General features: G+C 56.6%; 19 protein-coding genes and 1 pseudogene. 11 read left to right on the forward strand and 9 right to left on the reverse strand.

Annotation, left to right across the window (positions count from 1 at the left end; translation table 11 throughout):
- Window positions 1–51 precede the first annotated feature (51 nt).
- Window positions 52–848: pseudogene (locus tag FS819_RS14255) on the reverse strand (double zinc ribbon domain-containing protein).
- A gap of 286 nt (window positions 849–1134) precedes the next feature.
- On the opposite strand from FS819_RS14255, the gene FS819_RS14260 reads away from it, so the two are divergent.
- Entirely contained in the window at window positions 1135–2004 is an 870-nt protein-coding gene (locus tag FS819_RS14260; RefSeq protein ID WP_156547938.1) for a methyltransferase domain-containing protein, read from the forward strand.
- A 56-nt stretch (window positions 2005–2060) separates the two neighbouring features.
- Here the strand turns inward: FS819_RS14260 and FS819_RS14265 are convergent, their stop codons facing one another.
- From FS819_RS14265 to argJ, 5 genes are all read right to left on the reverse strand, one after another.
- Window positions 2061–2249: a Flp family type IVb pilin gene (locus FS819_RS14265; protein WP_234624538.1), complete on the reverse strand. Its 189-nt coding sequence runs from the start codon at window positions 2247–2249 to the stop codon at window positions 2061–2063.
- 237 nt (window positions 2250–2486) lie between these two features.
- Window positions 2487–2807 carry a hypothetical protein gene (locus FS819_RS14270; protein ID WP_070164437.1) on the reverse strand — a complete coding sequence of 107 codons (321 nt, stop codon included), beginning with the start codon at window positions 2805–2807 and terminating at the stop codon, window positions 2487–2489.
- 509 nt (window positions 2808–3316) lie between these two features.
- Window positions 3317–3739: an 8-oxo-dGTP diphosphatase MutT gene (gene mutT / locus FS819_RS14275; protein WP_156547939.1), complete on the reverse strand. Its 423-nt coding sequence runs from the start codon at window positions 3737–3739 to the stop codon at window positions 3317–3319.
- A complete protein-coding gene (locus FS819_RS14280) occupies window positions 3736–4539 on the reverse strand; it encodes a GNAT family N-acetyltransferase (protein WP_156547940.1) in 804 nt (267 codons plus the stop codon). The genes mutT and FS819_RS14280 overlap by 4 nt, the downstream gene beginning before the upstream one ends.
- Complete coding sequence (gene argJ / locus FS819_RS14285; protein WP_156547941.1) at window positions 4539–5780, reverse strand: bifunctional glutamate N-acetyltransferase/amino-acid acetyltransferase ArgJ; 1242 nt, start codon at window positions 5778–5780, stop codon at window positions 4539–4541. Before argJ ends, FS819_RS14280 begins: the two co-directional genes overlap by 1 nt.
- Here argJ and FS819_RS14290 point away from each other — a divergent pair.
- The gene (locus tag FS819_RS14290; protein WP_267967312.1) at window positions 5734–5859 is read left to right on the forward strand and encodes a hypothetical protein; all 126 of its coding nucleotides are present in this window, start codon (window positions 5734–5736) and stop codon (window positions 5857–5859) included. The two genes, argJ and FS819_RS14290, sit on opposite strands and share 47 nt — an antisense overlap.
- Window positions 5860–5862: 3 nt before the next feature.
- On the opposite strand, the gene FS819_RS14295 is transcribed toward FS819_RS14290, so the two are convergent.
- On the reverse strand, window positions 5863–6732 hold the full coding sequence (locus FS819_RS14295) for a peptidylprolyl isomerase (RefSeq protein WP_156547942.1): 870 nt from the start codon (window positions 6730–6732) through the stop codon (window positions 5863–5865).
- A gap of 262 nt (window positions 6733–6994) precedes the next feature.
- Between FS819_RS14295 and secA the strand changes: the two genes are divergently transcribed.
- From secA to FS819_RS14310, 3 genes are all read left to right on the forward strand, one after another.
- Window positions 6995–9694, forward strand: a complete 2700-nt coding sequence (gene secA, locus FS819_RS14300) for a preprotein translocase subunit SecA (RefSeq protein WP_156547943.1) — start codon at window positions 6995–6997, stop codon at window positions 9692–9694.
- 164 nt (window positions 9695–9858) lie between these two features.
- Window positions 9859–11262 (forward strand): lipopolysaccharide biosynthesis protein, encoded by a 1404-nt coding sequence (locus FS819_RS14305; protein ID WP_156547944.1) that lies wholly within the window; start codon window positions 9859–9861, stop codon window positions 11260–11262.
- Between the two features lie 20 nt (window positions 11263–11282).
- Entirely contained in the window at window positions 11283–12566 is a 1284-nt protein-coding gene (locus FS819_RS14310; RefSeq protein WP_156547945.1) for a GNAT family N-acetyltransferase, read from the forward strand.
- Window positions 12567–12578: 12 nt separating this feature from the next.
- Here the strand turns inward: FS819_RS14310 and FS819_RS14315 are convergent, their stop codons facing one another.
- Window positions 12579–14234, reverse strand: a complete 1656-nt coding sequence (locus FS819_RS14315; RefSeq protein WP_156547946.1) for an AMP-binding protein — start codon at window positions 14232–14234, stop codon at window positions 12579–12581.
- A 586-nt stretch (window positions 14235–14820) separates the two neighbouring features.
- On the opposite strand from FS819_RS14315, the gene FS819_RS14320 reads away from it, so the two are divergent.
- The 6 genes from FS819_RS14320 to FS819_RS14345 all read left to right on the forward strand — a co-directional run bounded on the left by FS819_RS14320 (window position 14821) and on the right by FS819_RS14345 (window position 22613).
- Window positions 14821–15039 (forward strand): hypothetical protein, encoded by a 219-nt coding sequence (locus tag FS819_RS14320; RefSeq protein ID WP_156547947.1) that lies wholly within the window; start codon window positions 14821–14823, stop codon window positions 15037–15039.
- Between the two features lie 272 nt (window positions 15040–15311).
- Complete coding sequence (locus tag FS819_RS14325) at window positions 15312–16202, forward strand: GGDEF domain-containing protein (protein WP_197434091.1); 891 nt, start codon at window positions 15312–15314, stop codon at window positions 16200–16202.
- A gap of 300 nt (window positions 16203–16502) precedes the next feature.
- A complete protein-coding gene (gene tssI, locus FS819_RS14330; RefSeq protein ID WP_156547949.1) occupies window positions 16503–18767 on the forward strand; it encodes a type VI secretion system tip protein TssI/VgrG in 2265 nt (754 codons plus the stop codon).
- 11 nt (window positions 18768–18778) lie between these two features.
- Window positions 18779–19906, forward strand: coding sequence for a DUF2169 family type VI secretion system accessory protein (locus FS819_RS14335; protein ID WP_234624539.1), 1128 nt, complete (start codon window positions 18779–18781; stop codon window positions 19904–19906).
- Window positions 19903–21480 (forward strand): DUF4150 domain-containing protein, encoded by a 1578-nt coding sequence (locus FS819_RS14340; RefSeq protein ID WP_197434092.1) that lies wholly within the window; start codon window positions 19903–19905, stop codon window positions 21478–21480. Before FS819_RS14335 ends, FS819_RS14340 begins: the two co-directional genes overlap by 4 nt.
- A complete protein-coding gene (locus FS819_RS14345) occupies window positions 21480–22613 on the forward strand; it encodes a hypothetical protein (RefSeq protein ID WP_234624540.1) in 1134 nt (377 codons plus the stop codon). The genes FS819_RS14340 and FS819_RS14345 overlap by 1 nt, the downstream gene beginning before the upstream one ends.
- 549 nt (window positions 22614–23162) lie before the next feature.
- Here the strand turns inward: FS819_RS14345 and FS819_RS14350 are convergent.
- Window positions 23163–24062 carry an aminoglycoside phosphotransferase family protein gene (locus tag FS819_RS14350; protein WP_156547950.1) on the reverse strand — a complete coding sequence of 300 codons (900 nt, stop codon included), beginning with the start codon at window positions 24060–24062 and terminating at the stop codon, window positions 23163–23165.
- Window positions 24063–24476: the final 414 nt, after the last annotated feature.

The raw sequence follows: 24476 nt of genomic DNA on the forward strand, positions 1-24476 counted from the left end.
GCTCGTCTCCGGTTCATTGTTGATGAAATAATGTCTATCAGTATTGTAACCTCATATAGGTGTTACAAGCGCCATTGCAAAGGTCAAGACCGTGACTTCCACTGCCCCCGCCCGCTTCAGCGCACGGGTGGCGGCACTGACTGTGGCCCCTGTCGTGTAGACATCGTCGACTAGCACCAGATGACGGCCAAACACCTGATCGCGGCGGTTTTCCGCCACTTTGAAAGCCCCGCGAACATTGTCTGCCCGAGCCTTTTCCGTCAGCCCGACCTGCTTTTGTGTCCGTTTCACCCGCGTCAGAACCCCCGGCAGGAAAGGCTTATCTGACAGCCCGGCCAGCGCCCGACCGAGTTCCGCTGACTGGTTATATTGGCGCGAAAACAACCGCCAGCGATGCAGCGGCACCGGCAGGATTGCATCGGCCCGGAGCAGTTCCTGGCCACCAGCCCGGATCATCCAATGCGCCATCATCGGCGCCAGATCGGTCCTGTCGCCATATTTCAGCCGATGGACCAGATCGCGTGCCGCGCCATCATGCACAGCGGCAGCTCGCAGCCGGTCGAAAACCGGAGGATTGGCAATGGCTTCGGCGCAGACCATGCCCTGGCCTGGCCTGGATCAAAACCGAAAGGCAGACCGAGAATTTCGCAATAGGGCCGCTCGATGAACCGCACCGAACACCAGCAATCGGAACACAGGCTGCCAGCCTTGGCAACCGGCAGACCGCAGGTGGCGCAGCCGGGGGGATAGACCAGATCGCGCAGCGACCGGCCAAGCGTTTGCGTCCCCCGAAAACCGCGATGCGCCAGGGCCACAATGCTGTCGTTGGCCTGCCGGATATGTGCCATGCCGCCTCCTTTGGCCCGCATCCCCGGCGGTATACCCTAGTCGATCTCATCCAAGCCGGATGAACACACCACAAAGGAGAAGAAAACACATATTGCATCCGAATCACAAATGAATTCAAGCCGCTTGAAAGCATGCTCAGCAAAGACCCGTCCAGAACCCGTATTCCTGGGGTAAACATGCGACTGCGTGATCCCCGTTGCATAATTTTCTACGCAAATCGATTTCGATTGCCGCAATTATGCAGTAGGCACTTGGTTTCTCGAAGAACAACAACGGGAGGTTCCCATGGAGCCGCTATTCGATCCTGATCTCGTCGTCCGCAACCGCGAGCGTGCTTTCGGCGCAGGTGATACCGGAGCCGGTTTCCTGCTGGATATCGTCGCGCAAGAACTGACCGAGCGACTGGCCGTGGTCGAGCGCCGGTTTGAGAAGGCAGTCGAATTGCATGGCATGGATGGCAGGGTCGGGAGGGCCTGTCTGGAAACAGGACGGATCGACCAATTGCAGCGGGTGGAAACCAGCAGCCGCTTCGCCCGACAGGGGGAAACGCTGATCCCCGGCCCTATCGAGCATCTGCCACTTGGCGAGCAAAGCGCCAATCTGCTGCTTTCGCCGCTTGCCCTGCATCTTGCCAATGACATGCCGGGCCTGCTGATCCAGATGCGCCGGACGCTCCAGCCTGACGGTCTGTTGCTGGCAGCCTTGCCCGGAGCCGGAACGCTTGGCGAATTGCGCGATGTGCTGTTGACGACCGAGATCGAGATCAGCGGCGGAGCAAGCCCCCGCATCATGCCCTTTGCCGATGTGCGCGATATGGGCGCATTGTTGCAGCGGGCGGGCTTTGCCCTTCCGGTCGTCGATGTCGAGACCTATACGGTGCGATATGATGGAATTCTGGCGCTGATGCGCGATCTCAAAGCCATGGGCATGGCCAATCCGCTGGCCGCCCGCAGCCGCAAACCGCTGACACGGCAATTTTTCCTGCGCGCCGCCGAACTTTATGCCGAACGCTATAGCGATGCCGATGGCCGCATTCGCGCCAGTTTCTCGATCATCTACATGTCAGGCTGGGCCCCGCATGAAAGCCAGCCCAAACCGCTCAAGCCGGGATCTGCAAAAATTCGCCTCGCCGACGCACTGGGCGGAAACCCGTAGCGGCAAGCCGTAAAGGATCATTCAAGTGTTTTTCGCAAGCCTGAAAGCGCCGCCGATCAGGCTTGCGGCATGGCAGCAATAATGGAATCAAACAGCCTGTCCAGCGCTTCGTAATAAACGCCAAGCGCCAGATAAAGCGTCACCGCGATCAACCCGGCGATCAGGCTATACTCGATTGCAGTTGCACCAGACGTTTGGCGAAAAATCGCCGACAAGCCGGAAAACCGGCGTAAAAGCCCCATCATACCCCTAGCCTAAAACCATGCGCCCCCGCATGGGTGATCGAAGCGAACGTTTTGTCATCCCAAAACGCTCTGTCTGTTTGTTTTCAAATATTTCCGGTTTCAAAACCGCCTACAGCGCCGTGCGTCATATATGGCGCACAAAGGTTCGCTGTAGCGATTTATATCTGCTGCATAATTTTCTCTTTAAACCGATTCCGGTTTAAAGAATTATGCAGTAGCCCATACCATCACGGGTTATCAGCAGGCATCCCCATTACCGGGATTGACGATACAGACGGAACCGGGCGTCTCCTGCAAGACGCTGCGCCGGATCGTATAGCGCTTTCCAGCGTCGCGCTCGCCGGGAATGGAGCCGGTGCTCATCCGATCGACATCAGCGGGTCGTGCGGCCAATTGGCCGGACGTGGTCTTGTCTGCGAGCATCGGCGTCAGCACCAGCGATACCGCAACAGCCGTGACGGCAAACAGCAAGGCAAGATTGACAACGCCAACTCTGCCGGACCTGGAAGTCGCACGTCGCGACTGCCGTCCGCCCTTTCCGAAATCCTTCTGCGTCATCGCAAACCTCACAAAATCCAAAGGGCTTCTTCCCGGACCATGGCCCGCCGGACGATTGCCCCACAATCGACCAGATAGATCAGGAGGTTTTGCATCACTGACAATGCAAAGCCCCTGTTGCTCACCCCATGACCCGATTCGATTCTTGATATCGCGCCCAAGAGGGTCTCGACATCAATACACCGCAGCAGGTGAAACCCTGCACGATAGAACCGTAAAGCCCTGAGATCACTGCGTTATTTTTTATCGAACGATACCGCGCCCCATGCGATCATGCCATCCGACGCCCAACGCACATAAGACGATGCACGAAGCGCCTGTGCATGATGAGGGAATAATGCCGGTTTGAGGATTAACTTTCTATTAATCGCCGATAAAAACCGGTGAGCAATGGCCCATCTGGTGGGCTTATCCCGGCATTTCACACCGGCCCAAAGGGCAAATCTGCTGGATAATTGCTGAAATCGGACTCGGATTCCGGTTGTCCTGACAAGCTCTAAAGGCAAAGCCTATAGCAAATCCAGCAGGAATGGGATCAACGGCTCATCGGCTGGCGGCATCGGATAGGACCGCAGATCGCGGGGCTTGACCCATTTGATAGCCTGGCCTTCCCGCCCCTGCGGCATGCCCTCATAGCGACGGCAGACATAGAGCGGCATCAGCAGATGAAATGTTTCATAGGTATGACTGGCAAAGGTCAGCGGCGCGAGACAGGGAATTTTCGTGGCAATGCCAAGCTCTTCCTCCAGCTCACGAACCAGGGTTTCCTCTGGTGTTTCGCCGGTTTCGACCTTGCCGCCGGGAAATTCCCAGAGCCCGGCCAGCGATTTTCCTTCCGGCCTTTGCGCCAGCAGAATGCGTCCGTCGCTGTCCAGCAGAGCGCAGGCGGCAACCAGAAGAATGGGCCGAAGCACTGGTACTGGCGCTGTCATTCTTCACCCTCTGCCTTGGCGGCGGTTTCGTGACGCCAGTAGCAATAGCGGTAGGCTTCCTTGAAGCCGAGCTTTTGATAGAGCGAAAGCGCCGGGCCGTTATCGGCCTGCACCTGGAGCCAGGCGCTTTTCGCTCCCCGGATCCGTGCCCAGCGCAGGGCCGCATAGGTCAGTTCGAGACCGGTTCCCTTGCCCCGATAGGCTTCACCCACGGCAAGCTGCAACAATCCGGCAAGATCATTGTCTTGCACGCAAATGGCAGCCGCTACCGGGCCATTGTCAGGCACCTCGATCAGAAACAGGCCAAGCGGCGGCTTGATATTGCTGATCAATTCGGCAAGAGCTGGCTTCGACGCGGCATCCTCATTGCGCAGCGCCAGACTGGCATCGACGAAACGACCGATATCCTGGGTCGGCAGGTGGTCCATCACATCGAGATCGCAAAGCTCGGCCAGATCGAGCGCCATGACCAGGCTTTCGTCAAACCGGGTCCAGCCATCCTCGCGCAGCACATCGATCACTTGCGGCGGCGCCAGCGGCGTTTCGCGAAACACCATGGGCCGGCCATAGGATTCGAATTTACGCTCCGCCTTTTCCAGCCGCAGACGGATATCGCGGATATCGGAGCGGTCCAGCGCCACCACGCAATTGACCCGCTTCGACGGATGGCCGCCTGTCAGCCGGACCTGCCAGCTGCCGTCATATTGAACCGAGGCTGCGGGCCAGGCGCGAAAGCTGACGGCTTCCAGCCTGCGGACCTGCGGCAGGTTCGGCGCGTGTGGTGACTGATCCACCGCCATCAGCTCCGGTAATCCCCGTTGATGGCCACATATTCCTTGGTGAGATCGCAGGTCCAGACCGTGGCTGTCCCCGACCCAAGCCCAAGCTCGACCGTGACCGGAATGTCTTGGCCCTGCATCACTGCTGTGGCTGCCGCTTCAGAATAATCCGGATCGCGCTCACCGTTAACAGCAACGCGCACGTCGCCGAACCAAATGGCCAGACGATCACGGTCAGCCAGTTCGCCCGCCTTGCCGACAGCCATAACCACCCGGCCCCAATTGGCGTCTTCGCCAGCAACCGCCGTCTTCACCAAGGGCGAATTGGCAATCGAAAGGGCAATGACCTTGGCAGCGGCGTCGCTTTCGGCGCCCTTGACGGTGACTTCCACCATCTTGCGCGCACCTTCGCCATCACGCACCACCTGGAGGGCCAGATCCTTCAAGAGATCGTTGAGCGCTGCCCGGAACCCGTCGAGACGCGCGTCGTCGGCAGTCTCAACACGCTGCTGGCCGTCACTGGCCGCAGCCCCGGTCGCAAACAGCATCAACGTGTCGGAGGTCGAAGTATCACTATCGACCGTCACGGAATTAAAGCTTGGGCCGACACCCGCCGACAGCAATGCCTGCAAGGCAACGGGCGCGATATCGGCATCAGTGACGATGAAGGACAGCATGGTCGCCATATCAGGCGCGATCATGCCCGCACCCTTGGCAATGCCGTTGATCGTCACCTTGACGCCGCCGATCTCAGTGCTGCGGGTCGCGACCTTCGGATAAGTATCCGTTGTCATGATCGCCTTAGCGGCTTCCAGCCAGAAATCGCCCTTGGCGTCGCAGGCCATATCATCAAGCACACCAGCAAATTTCGTCGCATCCAAAGGCTCGCCGATCACGCCAGTCGAGGCCAGATAAATTTCATGTTCATCGCATTTGAGCGCCGATGCCGCCGACTTGGCCGTCAGCTCGGTCGCAGCCCGGCCCTTGGTGCCGGTAAAGGCATTGGCATTGCCGGAATTGACCACCACGCCGCGTGCCACACCATGGGCGAGGTTTTTCCGGCAGAAATCCACCGGTGCAGATGGGCATTTGGAGCGGGTGAAGACCCCCGCAACGCTGGCTGGACGGTCAAACACCATCAACAGCACATCGGTACGGTTTTTGTATTTGATGCCCGCAGCAGCTGTTGCCATGGAGACGCCGCGGAGCGCGGGCATGTCGGCAAAAGATTTCGGCGCAAGAGGAGAAACACTGGCTGACATAGCTGGAAACGGCCCCGGAAAAGACAAGGATAGAAACGTGATGGCCGCGTTGCACACCCTGTGCAGCGCGGCCAGCTAATGCTTATGGCTTTGGAGCAGCGTCCGGATCGGCCTGCTGCTTGCTGATATCCTCATAGCCCTTCTTCAGAGCCGGATCGACGATCTCGACCTTTTCAGAGGTCTTGGCCTTTTCCAGCAGGGCCAGATACTTGTCACGCATCACCAGCTGGCGAACCTGCTGCTGCACATCTTCGAACTTCGGCGGAGCCGCGTCGCGGATCTCTTCGACCTTGATGACGTGGAAGCCGAACTGGCTCTTGACCGGGGTCTTGGTATAGGTGCCGGGCTTCAGGGCAAAGGCAGCTTCTTCAAATTCAGGCACCATGCGGCCCTTGGAGAAGAAACCGAGGTCACCGCCGTCCGATCCGCTGGAATCGGTCGATTTTTCCTTGGCCAGTTCGGCAAAATCCTTGCCGCCATCCAGCTGCTTGATCACATCCTTGGCTTCATCCTCGGTCTTCACCAGAATGTGACGGGCGTGAATTTCCTGCTCCTTCGGCAGAGCAGCGATTTCCTTCTCGTAGCGCGCCTTGACTTCCTCATCGGTCGTCACGTCCACGACATGCTTCTTGAAATAGGCATTGTGCAATTCGCGGTCGGCAATGAAAGCCATGCGCTGCTTGTAGGCCGGATCGTCCTGCATTTTTTCGCCAATGGCGCTGCCGGCCAGCAGCTTGACATCGATGGCGCCGGACAAAGCCGCAACCTTTTTCTGGTCATCCGGCATCTGGGCAAACTGGGGATCGAGGTTGGCAATCGCCAGATCCAGCTCGGACTGGTGGATTTCCAGAGTGCCGACCTTGGCAACGACAGCATCGTCGGCATGGGCGTAGGAAGACAGCGCCACAAGGGCGGCACAGGCCGCCAGGACGAGTTTGTGAGAACGCAGCATTTAATAACCCTTCGATAAAGAGGCCGATTGCGACTGTCAATCGGGTCAAAAACACCCTAAACCACGCGATTGTGGCACTTGTGGTGCATGCTGTCCCGTTGACATAATTCGACCCCCCTCTTATCTGTCACGCAACTCCGCGTCCAGAGCAGTTTCCGGAGGCGGTACGCCAATCTCCACTGTCATGTGGCCGTGAGCGACCGGGAGTAGACCCGGGGCTTCGGTTTCAACCTCGTGACGGAATTCAGAAAGGACCATGGACATGGTCAGTCTTGGTGGGATCGCCCGCAAAATTTTCGGCTCCTCGAATGAACGCCGCATCCGGGGGAACAAGCCTCGCGTGGCCGCCATCAACGCGCTGGAGGACAGCATAAAGGCATTGAGTGATGCCGAGCTGGCCGCAAAGACCGAGGAATTCAAGGGTGAGCTTGCCAAGGGCAAGACGCTCGACGACATTCTGATCCCGGCCTTTGCCGTGGCGCGCGAAGCATCGCGCCGGGCGCTCGGCATGCGGCCTTTCGATGTGCAGCTGATCGGCGGCATGATCCTGCACGAAAATGCCATTGCCGAAATGAAGACCGGCGAAGGCAAGACGCTGGTGGCAACGCTCGCCGTCTATCTCAACGCACTGTCCGGCAAGGGCGTGCATGTGGTGACGGTCAATGATTATCTCGCCAGCCGCGACGCCGCCATCATGGCCAAGCTCTACAGCTTCCTCGGCCTGACCACCGGCGTCATCGTGCATGGCATGAACGACGATGAGCGCCGCGAGGCCTATGGCTGCGACATCACCTATGCCACCAATAACGAGCTTGGCTTCGACTACCTGCGCGATAACATGAAATATGAGCGCGGCCAGATGGTGCAGCGCGGCCATAATTACGCAATCGTCGATGAAGTGGATTCGATCCTGGTCGATGAGGCACGCACGCCGCTGATCATTTCCGGACCGCTCGACGACCGCTCTGATCTCTACACCACCATCGACGCCTTCATTCCGATGCTGAGCGCCGAAGACTACGAGATCGACGAGAAGCAGAAATCGGCCAATTTCTCCGAAGTCGGTACCGAAAAGCTGGAAAACCTGCTGAAAGACGCTGGCCTGCTGAAGGGTGTCTCTCTCTACGACGTCGAAAATGTCGCCATCGTCCATCATATCAACAATGCGCTGAAGGCCCACAAGCTGTTCCAGCGCGACAAGGATTATATCGTCCGCAATGACGAAATCGTCATTATCGACGAGTTCACAGGCCGGATGATGCCAGGCCGCCGTTATTCGGAAGGCCAGCACCAGGCGCTGGAAGCCAAGGAAAAGGTAACGATCCAGCCGGAAAACCAGACCCTGGCCTCGATTACCTTCCAGAATTATTTCCGGATGTATTCCAAGCTTGCCGGGATGACCGGTACGGCCAATACCGAAGCCGAGGAATTCCAGGACATCTACGGCCTCAGCGTCATCGAAGTGCCGACCAACCTGCCGATCCTGCGTATCGACGAGGATGATGAGGTCTACCGGACCTTTGAGGAAAAGTTCAAGGCAATCATCGAGGAAATCAAGGCCTCCGCATCCCGCAATCAGCCGGTCCTGGTCGGTACGACGTCGATTGAAAAGTCCGAACTGCTGGCCACTATGCTGCGCCAGAGCGGATTTACCGATTTCAGCGTGCTGAATGCCCGCTACCACGAGCAGGAAGCCTACATCGTCTCCCAGGCCGGTGTGCCGGGCGCCGTTACCATTGCCACCAACATGGCCGGTCGCGGTACCGACATCCAGCTTGGCGGCAATATCGACATGCGGCTTGAGCGCGATCTGGAAGGCATGGAGCCTGGCCCCGAACGCGATGCCAAGGAACAGGCGATCCGCGAGGAAGTCAAAGCCCTGAAGGAAAAGGCGCTGGCCGCAGGCGGCCTCTATGTGATCGCCACCGAGCGCCATGAAAGCCGGCGCATCGATAACCAGCTGCGTGGCCGTTCCGGCCGCCAGGGCGACCCGGGCCGCTCGAAATTCTACTTGTCGCTTCAGGACGACCTGATGCGGATTTTCGGTTCCGACCGCATGGACAGCATGCTCCAGAAGCTGGGCCTGAAGGAAGGCGAAGCCATCGTCCACCCCTGGATCAACAAGGCGCTGGAACGGGCCCAGAAAAAGGTCGAGGCACGCAATTTCGACATCCGCAAGAACCTGTTGAAATATGACGACGTGCTGAACGACCAGCGCAAGGTGATTTTCGAACAGCGCGTCGAGCTGATGGATGCCGAAGACCTGACCGAAACCATCGACGACATGCGCCACGAGCTGATCGACACCATCGTGCGCACCCATATCCCGGAAAAGGCCTATGCCGAACAATGGGATGTGGCTGGCCTGAAGACGGCGATGACCGGAATCCTCAACCTCGACCTTCCCATCGAGGATTGGGCGCAGGAAGAAGGCATTGCCGAAGACGATATCGTTGAACGGGTCAAGAAAGCCGCTGACGAGGTGATGGCTGAGAAGACCGAGCGCTTCGGCCCGGAAATCATGGCTTATATCGAACGGTCGGTGCTGTTGCAGACCATCGATAACCTGTGGCGCGAGCATATCGTCAACCTCGACCACCTGCGTTCGGTGGTGGGTTTCCGTGGCTATGCCCAGCGCGATCCCTTGCAGGAATACAAGGCGGAAGCGTTCGAACTGTTCCAGGCGCTGCTCGCCAATATGCGTGAAGGCGTCACCGCCCAGATGATGCGGGTGGAAATCGTCCGTGAAGCTCCCCCGGAGCCGACCCTGCCGATCATGCATGGTCACCACGAGGATCCGCAGACCGGCCAGGATGAATTTGCCGCCGCAGACGGCGTCGTCACGCCTGAGAACCGCAATCCCGCCGATCCCTCGACCTGGGGCAAGGTTGGACGCAACGAAATGTGTCCTTGCGGCTCCGGCAAGCGCTTCAAGCACTGCCACGGCGCCCTGTTGGCGTAAGATAAGGCTGGCATAAGACAATCAAAATCGGCCAGCCAGATGCGTTGGCCGATTTCTCCCAGGCATAGGCTATTCAGACACTGACGGGCAGGCTTTTGTTAACCCTAAGCTGCCAAGACTGAATGCCCTGTCGCATATGTGCCTGTGAGTGTTGCGTGTTTATCATGGCGGTTATCCAGAGGGTGGAACATCTCCTGCCAGCACGGCTGCATGGCCCGCTGCGCAGGATCGTCGCCGCCTTGTCCGCTCACGACGATGTGGCCCGCGCCCAGCGCATGGCGCTGATCGCCTTTGCCATCCGCATCGTCAGCGCAGCGATTGCCTTTTTCTCGCAGATCGTCCAGGCCCGGCTGATGGGCGATTTCGAATATGGTATTTTCGTTTTCGTCTGGGTCTTGGTCGTGCTGTTCGGCAATCTATCCTGCCTGGGCTTTCATTCGACCGTCATCCGCTTTCTGCCGCAATATCACGCTCGAGATGAAATTCCTGAAATCCGTGGCATCACCGTCACCATCCGGATCTTCGCTCTTGGCCTCGCCAGCTGTCTGACTGTAACCGGTCTTATCCTGTTGAATCTGTTTGGAGATCGGATTGCCGGCTACTATCTGACGCCCCTGTTTCTCGGCCTGTTCGCACTGCCGATGATTGCGCTTGGCGATGTGCTCGACGGGACGGCTCGAGCCAATAGCTGGCCTGTTGCCGCCCTCAGCCCCACCTATATCGTCAGGCCAGTGCTGATCCTGGCCTTCATGCTGCTGGCCATCATGCTGGGTGCGCCACGCACTGCAACCACCGCCATGCAGGCGGCCCTTGCCGCCACCTATGTCACGACGCTCAGCCAGTTCGCCACCATTCACTGGCGCCTGCGGCGTAAATATCTGCGGGGACCTCGCAGGATCGATTTCATGGTCTGGTTTCGCGTTGCTATCCCGATTTTCCTGATCGAGGGCTTCCTGTTTCTGCTGACCAATTCCGACGTCATGGTGGTCGGGCTTTACCTGCCCCCCGACCAGGTCGGGATCTATTTTGCCGCAGCAAAAACCATGGCCCTGGTGCAATTCGTCTATTTCGCGGTCAAGGCCGCCGCCGGACCACGCTTTTCAGCACTGATGAACGAAGATGATATCAGACCGCTGGCCCTGTTTGCCGGCAGAATGGCCCGCTGGTGCTTCTGGCCGTCGCTGATCATCGGTCTACTGGTTCTGGCAGCAGGCGAAGTCTTGCTCGGTCTGTTCGGCCCGAATTTCACGGCAGGCTATCCGTTGATGGCCATTCTGTTTGCCGGTGCACTTACCAAGGCGCTGATCGGCCCCGGTGAGATGCTCCTGACCATGGCGGGGCGACAAAAATTGTGTGTGCTACTATATGTGATTGCTTTAGCATCTAATATCGGGCTGAATGTGACTCTAATTCCGCTTTATGGCCTCACCGGCGCGGCAACGGCTGCCGCCTCGGCAATGTTGGTGGAAGCGATCTTGTTACACATTGCCGTGCGCTATGCGCTTGGCATTGTCTTATTTGCCTTTGCCGACCCATTGTCTCGTATGAAGCAAGACAGGCACGCATGAAGCGAACCAGGTTGTAGGATATGAACACTTTACCGGTAACCGACGAGACCAGCCGGGAAACGAGCACCGAGCGCCCGATTCTGCATACCGTGTCTGCACCGGTCAATCGTCCGCCCGCCGATGGCCAGATTGCCGTTGGACGCCCTGGCCGCGATCTTTGGCTTTATCCGCGCCAGACCAGCTACGACCTTGAACAGGAAATGGACTATCTGACAAACCGGGCGCTGGAGCAGAATGTCTTCTTCTCGGCCCGGTTTCTGGCCCCCGCCATCCCCCGTCTGGACGAGCGTGAAGTGCGCATGGCACTGATCCGCGACGAGCGGCAGGGCCGTAGCCGGATCCGGTTGCTGATGCCTTTCTCCGTGGAAAAACCGGGATTTGCAGTCGGTCCATCCATTGTTCGCGTCTGGTCCAACCCCTTCGGCCCGCTTGGCACGCCTCTGGTCGATGCTGAGGATGCGGTGGAAACGCTCGACAACCTTTTCGAGGGACTAAGCGATCCAAAAGCCAAATTGCCCTCCGTTCTGGTCCTGCCGGATCTGCGAATGGATGGGCCGGTCACAAAACTGCTAAGGGCCGTGGCGATCAGCCGTGACCTGCCGCTGACCGTAACAAATCCTTACCAACGCCCAATGCTCGAAAGCCTGGAGGATGGAGAAACCTATCTTCGCCAAGCCATCGGCAAGTCTCACTGGCGCGAAATGCGCCGGCAGATGCGCCTGCTGGGTCAGCAGGGCGAATTGACCTATTCTGTCGCCCGCCAGCCGCAGGATCTGCATGTGCGTATGGAGGAATTCCTGGCACTCGAAGCCAGCGGCTGGAAAGGCCGCAAGCGCAGCGCCCTTGTCATGGACCGGCTGCGAGCCGCCTTTGCCCGTGAGGCGATGACCAACCTGGCCGAGCGCGATTCGGTCCGCATCCATACGCTCGATCTCGATGGAAAGGCCATTGCCTCCATGGTCGTCTTCATTATGGGTGCTGAAGCCTATACGTGGAAGACTGCCTATGATGAGCGCTATGCACGATATTCGCCGGGCAAGCTTCTGGTGGCTCGATTGACGGAATGGCATCTGGACGATGCCAATATTCTGCGCACCGATTCCTGCGCCATGCCCGATCACCCGGTGATGAGCAGGCTCTGGCGGGAGCGGGAAGACATGGGAACCATGGTCATCGGCCTGAAGCGCAATGCTGACCGCGACGTCCGCCAGGTGGCGGCGCAATTGCATCTCTATCGCAACACCCGCAATATTGCCCGCATCCTGCGTGACAAAGTGCTGGGCAGACGGCAAAAAGACAGCTGATATTGCGAAATATCAGCCCGTCATCATGCCCGGCTGTGCCTGTTGCGGTTCATCGCGCTCACGCAGCAGGCGGCGGATCACCTTGCCGCTGGTGGTCAGCGGCATATCGGCGATAAACTCCACTTCACGCGGATATTCGTGCATGGACAGCCGCTGCTTCACCCAATCGGCAATGTCACGGGCCAGGGCCGGTCCAGCCTGAAACCCCGGCGCGAGCACCACATAGGCCTTGACGATTTCAGTTCGTATCGGATCGGGCTTGCCCACCGCCGCCGCCAGGCGCACAGCCGGATGGCCAACCAGACAATCCTCGATTTCCGCCGGGCCGATACGGTAGCCGGATGACGTAATCACATCGTCGTCGCGACCGAAAAACTCCACATAGCCCTCGCTGTCCTGGCGCCCGAGATCACCGGTCAGCATCCAATCGCCGATGAATTTCTGGCGGGTCGCCTGCGGATCATTCCAATATTCCAGGAACATCACCGGATCGGGCCGGGCAATCGCCACCTGTCCGACCTTGCCGACTGGCAGTTCCCTGCCCTTGTCATCGATAATTGCCACGCGGTGGCCCGGCACCGGCTTGCCGATGGCGCCTGCCTTGGTGACGCCCAGCCGGGCCGCCGATGACAGCACGAAATTGCATTCGGTCTGCCCATAGAATTCATTGGGGGTGATGCCGAGCGCCGTCTTGACCCATTGATAGGTTTCCCGGCCTAAAGATTCCCCTGCCGAACCAATGGAACGCAGCACAAGATCATAATGCTGGCGTGGATTGTCCACCGTTTTGAGCAGCCGCAGGGCGGTGGGCGGAATGAAGGCATTGCGCACCTTCATCTCCGCCATGATGCGAAAGGCCATGGCGGGATCGAATTTCTGGGCAGGCGACGACACGACGGGAACACCCAGCATCAGGGCTGGCATCAGCACATTCAAAAGCCCGCCAGCCCAGGCCCAGTCCGAAGGCGTCCAGATCCTGTCCCCCGGCTGAGGTAGACCGTCATGGGCAAGCTGGAAGCCTGGAATGTGACCGGCAAGCACGCGATGTCCATGCAAAGCGCCCTTCGGTGCCCCTGTTGTGCCGGAGGTAAAGATCATCAGCGCCGGATCATCAGCGCCGGTCTGCGGCCCGTCAAAAGAGGTGGAACCGCTCTGCCATAGGTTTTCGAAGGAGAGGATGCCGGGCGAAGGTTCGCCAATGGAAATAATCTGCCGAAGGTCCGGCAGGCTGGCCCGGATCGGCTCCAGGCGCGACAAACCAAAATCATTGGTGATGACCGCGCAGGCGCCCGCCGTCTTCAGCCGGTATTCCAATGCATCGGCACCAAACAGCAAGGCCAGCGGCAGAGCGATCGCGCCAAGCTTGTAAATCGCCACATGGGCGATGACTGTCTCGAACCCCTGCGGCAGGAGCAAGGCAACCCGCTCCCCAGCACCAATGCCGAGCTGGCTCAGAGCATCCGCGAATGCGTTGGATCGTGCAGCAAGCGCCCCATAGGTTAAGGTCCGATGCGCACCGTCAGGTGAAAAATGCTCAAGACAGACCCGGTCCGGCTCGCGGGCTGCCCACTCGTCGCACACGGCCCGTCCCATGTTGAAACGAGCTGGTATGGACCAGGAAAAAGCATGACAGAGAGCCTCATAGGAAGCGCCGGCAGGTAGAAACATCGATCTTGTCCTGAATGAGTTCCCTGTCGCATTCCCCTGCACTGGCCAAACATTCAGAGAGTTTGTCGCAGATCCAGGATCAGCGTTTTTGTCAAATAGAGAAAAACGTCACTTGAAAAACCTATCATTCCTTTCGCAGTCGCACAATCCATCTCGCAAGCGCACACGACAGCGCCGCGCACCGACTTGGCGCAAGCAGGTTTACTGTAGCGCTTTATATCCGCTGCATAATTTTCACCTCAAACTCCAACCGGTGTAAGGCAGATATTATGCAGCAGCCCGGGGAAATACTGTGGTCCCATGCACATTGGAGAGAGGGCGTCAGGCCTTGATGTCCTGAAAATCGCCTGATGAAGCCATCAGGTATCGTCAGCCCGTCGGTTTTTTGGTCGCAAAATCGGTTCCACTTTTGCTGGAACAATTCTGAGCCAGAAGGGTTGAAAGGCGGTAACGCGCCCGTGAAAGCGCTATGCTAAACCACGGAAACGTCGCGGACATGCCGCCTTTGCGACGAAGATCTGCGGCATTTTCCTGGTTTAAAGGCTCACGCACCTAAAAACGTGCGGAGCATAAAAGGAGGATACACATGCTGAAGAAAATCGTACCGGTCGTTGCTCTTCTCGGGCTTCTGGCCTCCTGCGGAGATGACAGCAGCTCCAATAGCGGAAGCTCGACATCAACCCCCGGCACCAGTTCCTCGACCGGTGGCACCGGCGGAACAGGCAGCACCACAACCGCACCTGCTACGCCTGGAAGCGGCACCGGCAATAGTTCAGGGACAGGCACCAGCACGGGCACCCCATAAGCTTACCGATTTTGCCTTGATACAAGGTGGATATTGCCCGTTCAATGAGCGGGCAATATCCATATGTCGATGAATGGCCATCTTGTTAATCTATAAAATAGTTTTGAAAACAAACAAATTGGACTGTGATTCATTGGCGGCTTGCATGGCCGAAATTCCAAAAAGCCTAAAAATATCTGGGATATGCTTTTTTAAGCAACGATCATCCCTATCTACCCTGGCGGTTGTACAAAGGGCGATTGAAGTTTACAGGGATGCTCAAGAAAAACTGGATGACTGGATGGCCGCATATGACGGCCCGGGCGATACGTTCGTCGTTGATAACAAAGATTTTTGTAATCTGCTTTATCTCCATTCACGTGCCGCTTCTGGCGGTGGTCGGCCATGTCCTTGGTGGCGGTGCGCTGAGTGAAGCAAGCATTCTGCTGGTCTTGCTGATATCGACCTTGGCCGGAACGGCGGGCTGCCTGCTGTCGCTCTGGCGGATCATTCAACCGCTACGCCAGCTCAACCAGTCCATAACCCGATATCGGCAGGAAGGGTCACCTGTTGCCATCGCGGTCAAGACGAAAGATGAAATCGGCACTGTCGCCCGGGCGGTTTCAGCCCTGGTAACAGAATTGGACAGCTCTCTCAAAACCTTGACCCTTCAAGCCAATACCGATCCCCTGACCGGATTGGCAAACCGCCGGTTCATTCTGACAAAAGGGACCGAGGCTCTTGAAGAGACCTGCCGCAGCGGCGATCCCATGTGTCTTCTTCTCTTCGATCTGGATCATTTCAAGGGCATCAATGACGCATTCGGCCATGAAACGGGCGATAAAGCATTGATCGCAGCAGCGCAGACAATCCGCAACAATCTACGGCCAAACGATCTGGCAGGCCGGATCGGCGGCGAGGAGTTCTGCGTTCTTCTACCGGGCACCAATCTGGTTCAAGCCCAGGCGATTGCCGAGCGTCTACGCACCTGCCTGGAAAATATTTGTCTCGAACCACTGGCACCTGGCAGGATCACCGCCAGCTTTGGCCTTGCCCAATCCGCCGATCATTTTTCAAATTTCCAGAAATTTATGGCCGCCACCGATATGGCGCTCTACCGCGCCAAACAACATGGCCGCAACCGCATCCACTGCGAACCTCAAAACGCCCTCAGCTATTTGTGACGAAAAGCCAGCCACCAGACCGCAGCATTTTTGTCACCGGGCCAGCATTGGCTTAGGGAGCCCGTGACTGCCATGTTGAACTCCGTCGTAAATGACTGGATATAGTCCGAACAGCGAAAGGCCATAAGTTCGCCTGGCAATCAGGCCTCCGCTAAGGCAGCCAGCACCTTGACCTTTTAGGAGGGAAGTCTATTGTCGACACGGTAATGACGCAAACAAGATATTTTCACGCGTTGACCGAGTGGGCGTTCAACGCGGCAGTTGTTGAAATTTGATGACGCGATAAGTGGGGGGCTTTCCATGGACGACGTTCTGTCATCCACCGATTTCATTCAAGCGAGCCGTGTGCTGAAACTGTCGTCGCCCTTGGGCGAAGACCAGTTGTTGCCGGAAAGCATGATGGTGGACGAAGGTGTCAATCGTCTGTTTGAGATCACTCTGTCGGTGCGCGCCAAGCGTGAGGCTGTGAAGCCTGAAGAGCTGATCGGCAAGCTGGTCGATGTGTCCCTGGAAATCCGCCAGGGCGAATTGGACGGTGATGGCGTGCGCCGGCCGTTCAACGGGCTGGTGACCAATCTGTCCGAGGGACCGCCGGTGACCCGCGGATTGCGCTCCTACACACTGACCATCCGTCCGCAACTGTGGCTGCTGTCGCGCCGGTCCGATTGCCGGATCTGGCAGAATATGACCTCGATGCAGGTGATGGAAACACTGTTTTCCGAGCATGGCATTCCAGCCGCCGCATCCGCCCCTCTGCACAAGACGCCGCCATCACGTGAATATTCTGTCCAATGGAATGAAACGGACATCGATTACCTGCTGCGCCGCTTCGAGCAGGACGGGTTGTTCTATTGGTTTGAACATGAAACCGGCGTTCACCGCCTGAAGGTCAGCGACAGCAAGGTGGCCTGGAGCAAGCCATCGGCTGCGGCAGAAGGTGTCGATAAAGTCAGATTAGCCCAGGGCTCGTCGGACCGCAACCACATCAACGAATGGATGCGACAGTTCTCCTATGTCCCCGGCCAGCGCGCCGGTGCGGACTGGAATTTTGAGACGCCCAGCACTGTGCCGCTGAATGTCACGCCGTCACTGATCCAGATGCCGGGGGCCAAGCAGCGCGAACTCTACGAATATCCGGCCCGTATCTCCGATATCAAAGAGGCCGAACAGGCGGAAACGTTTCGAACCCAGGCGACAGAAGCCGATCATGAGCGGGTGAAGGGCCAGTCCAATGTCCGCTTTCTGGAAGCCGGCCGACGGTTCACGCCTTACGAGGAGCCGCATCCGGAGCATAAATACGAAGAGCATGTGATTACCCGCATCATGCATCGGGTGGTGGACCGCTCCTATGAGACGGCCAGCAATGAGATGGAATATGCCAACGCATTCGAGGCCATTCCATCACGCGTTCCGCTAACGCCGCACCGGGAGACCAAGCGCCCGCGCATCGAGGGTGCGCAGGTGGCGATTGTTGCAGGGCCATCGGGCGAAGAAATCCACACCGACAAATACGGACGCATCAAGCTCTGGTATCCCTGGGATCGCAAGGCAAAGAAGGATGGCAGCGACACGTGCTGGGTGCGGGTTAATCAGGCCTGGGGCGGTGGCAGTTGGGGTGCGCAGGTCATTCCCCGGATTGGTATGGAAGTGATGGTGTCGTTCGTGGATGGCGATCCGGATCGGCCACTGGTGATTGGCGTGGTTCCCAATCCGGCCAATCCCGTGCCCTACGACCTTCCGGCCAACAAGACCCGCATGGTGCTGCGCTCCAACACCCACAAGGGCAGCGGCTTCAACGAGATGACCTTCGAGGATGAGAAGGGCCAAGAGAACATGTTCTTCCATGCCCAGAAGGACCAGACGACACGCGTGCTGAATGACCGCACCAAGCGTATCGACCGCCATGAAGTGGCGTCTATTGGTGGCAACCGCGCTGTAGAGGTTAGCGGCAACCAGAAGCATGAGATCGGCGGATCGGTAAACACAGTGGTCGGCGGTACTGGGCCGATGGCTATGGCTCTGATGGGAGCCGTGCAAGGTATTTCCGGTCAGACGGCAGGTATGCTCGCTCAGGCGGGCCAGATCGCTGGCAGTAGTGGACCAGGCCTTGCGAGCTTTGCCACAACGCTTGCCTCCTCTGCCCTGGGTTTCTTAGGGGCGGGTGGTCTGATGGCTCGCGAAGGTGTTGTGGCTGGCTCTAGTCCACGAACAGATGCGGGCACGGCTCTTGCCGGTTCCGGCACAGGCGTTGGTGATGATGCTTCTAGCCTTTTTCCAATGCCCGGCATCATGAATACCATCGTCGGCGCATTCAAATCCGACACCATCGGTGTGGCGCGGGCCGAGCAGATCGGGGTTAGCAAGGTCACCAATGTTGGGCAGACCTCTTTGGAAAGCGTCGGAAAGTTCAAAAAGATTGCGGTGGGTGAAGAGTTCGTCATCGAATGCGGAGACTCCAAGTTCATCATGAAGTCGAACGGCGAAGTGATCATCCTGGGCAAGACGTTTAATTTCGTGGCCACGGATCACTTTCAGCTGCGCGGCAAGCCGATTGACATGAACTGAGGAGTGGGCAGGTGGAACTGATTAACCGCCTCCCCTTTCCTGCGATGGCCTTCAGGCAATTCGATTCCGAAGGCAATCTGGATTGCGTCGTTTCCATGCGGGGAACGTTTATGCATGTCCAGGACGGCGGCCTTGATATCGCACCGCAGCAGGAGAGCTTTCAGTGGGAGGATGCCTATGAAGCCGATCCGCATGCCAGCGTCTTGTTACGGCAATCGGACTTGACGCCGGACAAGCCGGGTACGGATATCACCTTCCTCGGAAACGCCTATGCGCCTGATGGCAACCCCACTACGTCATGGCAATCGATCCTTCGTATCGGTCCCGTTTCCAAGGCTGTCGAGGTACATGGCGAGCGGCATTGGCGGCCCAAAATTCAAGAAAAATGGGCGGGCTTTTCGGCCAAGGAACCAAAGCGGGTCATCAAGGACTGGGCGCTGACGCAAGCGCAGCCAACAGGCATGGTGCCATTGTGTTGGTCGAAAGCATTCGGTGGCATCATTCCAGGTACGGGCGATCCCACCACAGAGAGCCCTGTTGACGTGGAGCGCCGCAATCCACTCGGCTGCGGCATCGTCCATTTGGATATGCCCCACGATACGGAACCGGTCCCAGCGCCACAGATCACCAATGTCGATCAAAGCCTGGACTGGCGAAAGCAATACGAGCCGCAAGGGTTAGGCCTTGTCTCTCCTTGGTGGAGGCCACGGCAGCAATATGCTGGAACCTATGACGAAGCCTGGCTGAGCAAACGTCATCCCCTCCTCCCGCGAGATTTCGATGCCCGCTTCTGGCAGTGTGCTCATCCCGATCTGATCGCCACACCATATCTGACGGGAGACGAAGCCTACCAGCTCGATCATCTTCATCCGCGCTTTGGCCAGGCAAGAGGCCGCCTGCCAGGCTTGACATGCGGTGTTCACTGCCAGCGCGAAGACCGGGATGAGTGGCATGTTCTCAAACTGGATGGTGTGCATTTCGACTGGCGGTCGGAGAATATCGTGATGCTGACCTGGCGTGTACGTTTCCCATTGCCGGAAGCTGGTGAAACGACGCTGACTTTGACCCGTGTTCGGGTGAAGCCCTCACCAGACCCATCGACCGACGTATCGGCCAATCAAGCGAGGGAGAACGCATGAGCATCCCCCGCGACCCCTACCTTGGCGAACCGGGCTATCCCGAACCCTGGACGACGAAACAGCCGCGTGAGGGCCTGCGCGATCTCGACGAAGCGCGGATCGTCTCGCTTGCCCCGGATGTCTGCTGGACACCCCTCGGCTCATCCGTTGTCGCTATTCCATACCCCATCGTAGACTTCTGCGGCCACGACCAGAACTATACGCCCTCTGTGCGCTTCACAGGAAAGAAGGCCATGGTCATGCGCTCCTGCACGACCCATGTGCATGGCGATAAGCCAGGTGTCAAAAAAGGCGTCAATTCCGGCACGGTCGAAAGCATCTGCGAACCCGTTGGTCATGCTGATCAGGTTCGAGCCGAAGGCTCTTACGTCATTCGCCATCTCGACCGGTTCAAGATGAACAACGGGAACACAGAGGGCGAAGCGATCTTTGTGCGGGACACCTCAACCTATGATCCGCCGAAGGATGATGACCAGGTACCGGGGTCTCTGCGATGGCAAGATCAGCCAGTGCAAGTTGCTCAGGCAGCAACGGGGTCGATGACTGATGCCGGGGGCGGTCTCTTTTTTGCGGCTGGATCTACAGCCACTACCGCTAATGGAATCTCGCGTGCGCCCACACAAACGCTTCCCCGTCCTTCTTCTATCCCCAAAGACCTACCCACGAGTATGGGCAAAGGCCTTTTACGACGCTTGGGGGTACTCGGCTTTTTGATTGAAGATGCACTGAGAGACGCAAGTCTGCCTGCTAGTGAGCGTGATGCCGAAGCTCGCTCATTTCAAATTGTAAACTCGAAGGCCGGGCAAAACGCAATCATTAACAGTAAATTGCTGGGAGGTAGAACACCTGTCTCGCTGGATAGTATAGCAGACGGAAGCGCTTGGGATTTTTCAGGTAAATATGGGTTAGTCATTCAAGCCGAGGAACGTATACCTCTAGCGAATGATATACTTTCGTCACTGGCCGGAAGGCCCGTCGATCTAAGAACGGCTACAGCAGAAGAAATTCAAGGTATTTTGGAGGGCCGCGACGTAGCCCGTCCGCAAACCTACGAAGAGAGCAAAAAAAATGCAGACGCGCTGGCAAAAGCGAATGTCCGGGTCGCGGCGGAAAGTGTTTCTAAGGGGGCCTGTTTAGTTGGGCCACATAGCGTAATAAGCAAAATCTGCCCAGGGGAATCCCATCATATTGTTCCCGATATGGCGCTTGGCTGGGGTGACCGGGCCCAGCGAATAGCTGGGCAAAATCGGATAAAGGGAGCGCCTTCATTTCAAAACGGCATGGCCATATGTCTGCTTAAAGAATGGCACACTGGTCTGCACCAGTCTCTTAACAAAGACCTCGACGCAATTGGACAACAAAATGTACCAACAGGTACTGCACCGATGATTAGGATCGTAAGGGCAGCAACCGTATCGATCGACTCAATAAAAGAACTTCCGGAAAAATGCAAGGAAATAGCAAAGTCGGCAGCGTTCGCGCAAATGTTACCTATAATGGCAAAGCCTGGAAGAACTACGGTATCGTTACCGTCGAATGATGCAATCGAAGTTATGCGGAAAGGACATTATTGATGTCTATTAAAATGAAAGAAGCACAAAATGTTCGCGCGGCCTACGCAATTTCTAGGAACCACTTCTGTATTGCACTTCACGAGCTTCGCGCCGATGATCCATTTTCCATCATTCTTGAATACGACGGTAATTTTCCTCAACCTTGGAGCAGGATAGAAGTCAAACGGAACATTTCTGGCATCACTGCGCGTCCTGATGGTACTGCTGAAAATAATCCATTTGTCGCCGTGAGTGATGAAGGAGATATTTATTTTATTGATGCTGGGGTGCCAACTGAGAAAATTCCTGGAGCAGGAATTTACAGCGAAGACGCAGATGGCTCGGGCAGCATTACAGGAATCTCATATATCGATGGTCAACTATTTGCATTTGGAGCTGGGGGGCAACTCTATAAACGAGATTCAAATGCGTCCTGGCAAAGGGTGCAGATAGGCGATGCCGTTGTCGCACATCAAGGTCGGTTTTCTGCCTTGATGAAATCGGAGACTGAAGAATTATACGCAGTCGGAACTATTGTTCCTAGGTACTGGAGAACACCCGAAGACATCGAAAAGGCGCAGTTAGAGGCTGCCGCAGCTGGCGATTTAAAACGCTTTGAAGAACTGAACGCTCAAGCTGAGCGGTGGGCCAAAGATCAAGGTTTTGAAAAGGTATCGACTGGATTCCTTATGGTGCAGAAAGACGATGAATGGAAACGTCTTGAAACAGGTACAGATGATGAATTGAGAGACATTTTTATCGACTCTCCTCAGCAAATCTGGGCAGTTGGCGGAAGCGGAGTAATTCTTAAAGGCAATTTGGCTGACGGGTTCCGCAATGTCGCCTTTCATGGTGATAAGGATAAAAGTCTGTTGAGCATCACCCGGTTTAATGGCCAGATCGTCATTGCTTCAGGCTATGCTTTGCATTGGTTTGACGGTCACATTTTGTCGCCACTGAAACCCGTTCTTGACGCCAGTATAAACCGTAACGTTCCAACGCCGCTAAAAATTCAGGCTGTTGACGACGTTCTTTATTACTTCGACTATAAGCATGGTGTTCACACCTTTGACGGGGAACGTTGGACTAATATCGCAATTCCTCCAGAACTGCTGGAGCGTGATTTCAAAGGATTGCCAAAGACTAAGCAATGACGAAGTGGCTACGATTGCCGATTTAACGCGAGTGTTGAACATTTAGGTTAGTTGGTTGTGGAACGGCACCGAAAGTGCGACCCCTTTCGAAAGGCAGTAAGCACCTGATTTTAATTGCAAACTGGCAACAAGAGCGAGGTAAACATCCAACGCTGCCTCACAAATATGCATGAAACACCAGTCATGAAGGCTTTCAAGATTGCGACTATATTCGTCGTAATGACGGTATTGTGCATTTTCCTGGGCTATCAGACGGCTGTATGGTCCGGGCTAAGTGGGATCTACGAATGCAATGATGTTGCTTGCCCGTTTGTTGTGACCTTTGTGACCGGGCCACTGCTGAGTATTGCTTATGCATTCGTAGCCGGCGGCATCTACCTGCTCTGGCGGCGCACTTGCCGCTGAATATAGTGACCGCTAATTCCCCGTCGCCTTTTCGCGCTTGTGTGTCTGGCGCGTGAAGCGTCGAATTTAAATGGAACGAAGGGAAGAAGCGAACCGGTGGTTTTGAAGATTGAATGATCATGAGCAGTCACTGAAAACTATTAACTAGACCTGCGATGGGTAATCCTCAATGAGCCGAGAAATTGTGCTTCGGCCCAAGTCGGCCATTATAGGGTTCGTGTCTTTATAGTACCAAACTAAGCCCATCGCTTGCTGGAATGCCCATGCCGCGCCTCGGTGCCATTCAAGGTCATCAACTTGCAGACCTTCACGGAAGACCGCTCGAGTATCCCGATCTAGCAGATGCCAACCGGCGACGAGATCAAGCGATGGATCGGCAGGAGCAAAACCGCCAGTGTCAAGCACTCCAACCAAGTGTTCGCCATTGACTAAGAGATTTGTAGGAATGATGTCCTTGTGGCTCATCACTTCGCGATTTGGAGATGGCAATTCGCGAAGGCTTCTCCACATGCTGCGTAGATGATCAACATCAAGAAGGTGTTCACTCTTAGAGAAGCACACCTCCATCCATCCATCATGATCGGTCAAATTTCCGCCTCTACCCCGGCCCTCAAATGTCCGTCCGTTCAAATTCGCTGTGCGAAGTGTAATGATCAGTCTTACAAGATCGAGCGCAAAAACAGGCGAGTTGCATAGTCCAGTCGGCGTAGAAATTTGTCCCTCGATCCAAGTTTGTACACACCACGGCAGCGGATAGTCAGAACTTTGCCGCCCGATTCCGACTGGCTTAGGACTGGGAAAGAGGCAACATTCGGTGAATTCCGCGCTGGCTCTGGCTTCCGCTTCCAGTAAACGGGTGCATTCGGCGGTATCCATCATCCGCAGAGGAAAGCGGGCAGCGTGCTTGGCACCAATTCGAAAGATCGCATTGGCCGTGCCTGCTGTTTCCAGTTCAATGATTTCTTCGCCTCGAAACTGCGGAAACTGGTCAGCGATCAAATCTCTCACGTGCGCCGCGTTGATGTTTATTTGATCGCTATGCATCGCCGCCATTCCTCAAACATCTACGCTGCCGTAACCTTTATATATGACGACTTTTTGAATCGACGATTTGTGACGCTAATGACCGAAATGAGACCGTCTCCAGTCTCACTGCTTTTCGAGCGCAAAAGACGAAAACGGCCAGAGCAACTCGGTTCGCCGACTTCCGTTATTGGCCTGAAGCAGACGTCATGCGGCTTTCATAAACGTGGAAATGATCCCCGCGAGTAAGACCTGCCGCGAGGGCTGAAGCCCGTGACGTATTCAAGAAGATTTCCGGTACATTCTACCGCTCTGGTCTGACGGATAGAGTTCACCAAGTGTTTCACCCGCCGAGACCAAACAGTGCAGGACGCTATCATCGCCTTGGTGAGCGGATCCTTTACACGAGCGCCGCCCTGGAGTGGTCCACGCGCT

Origin of the sequence: Allorhizobium sp. Av2, assembly GCF_021462805.2 — a bacterium.
GTDB classification, from domain to species: Bacteria; Pseudomonadota; Alphaproteobacteria; order Rhizobiales; family Rhizobiaceae; genus Allorhizobium; species Allorhizobium vitis_G.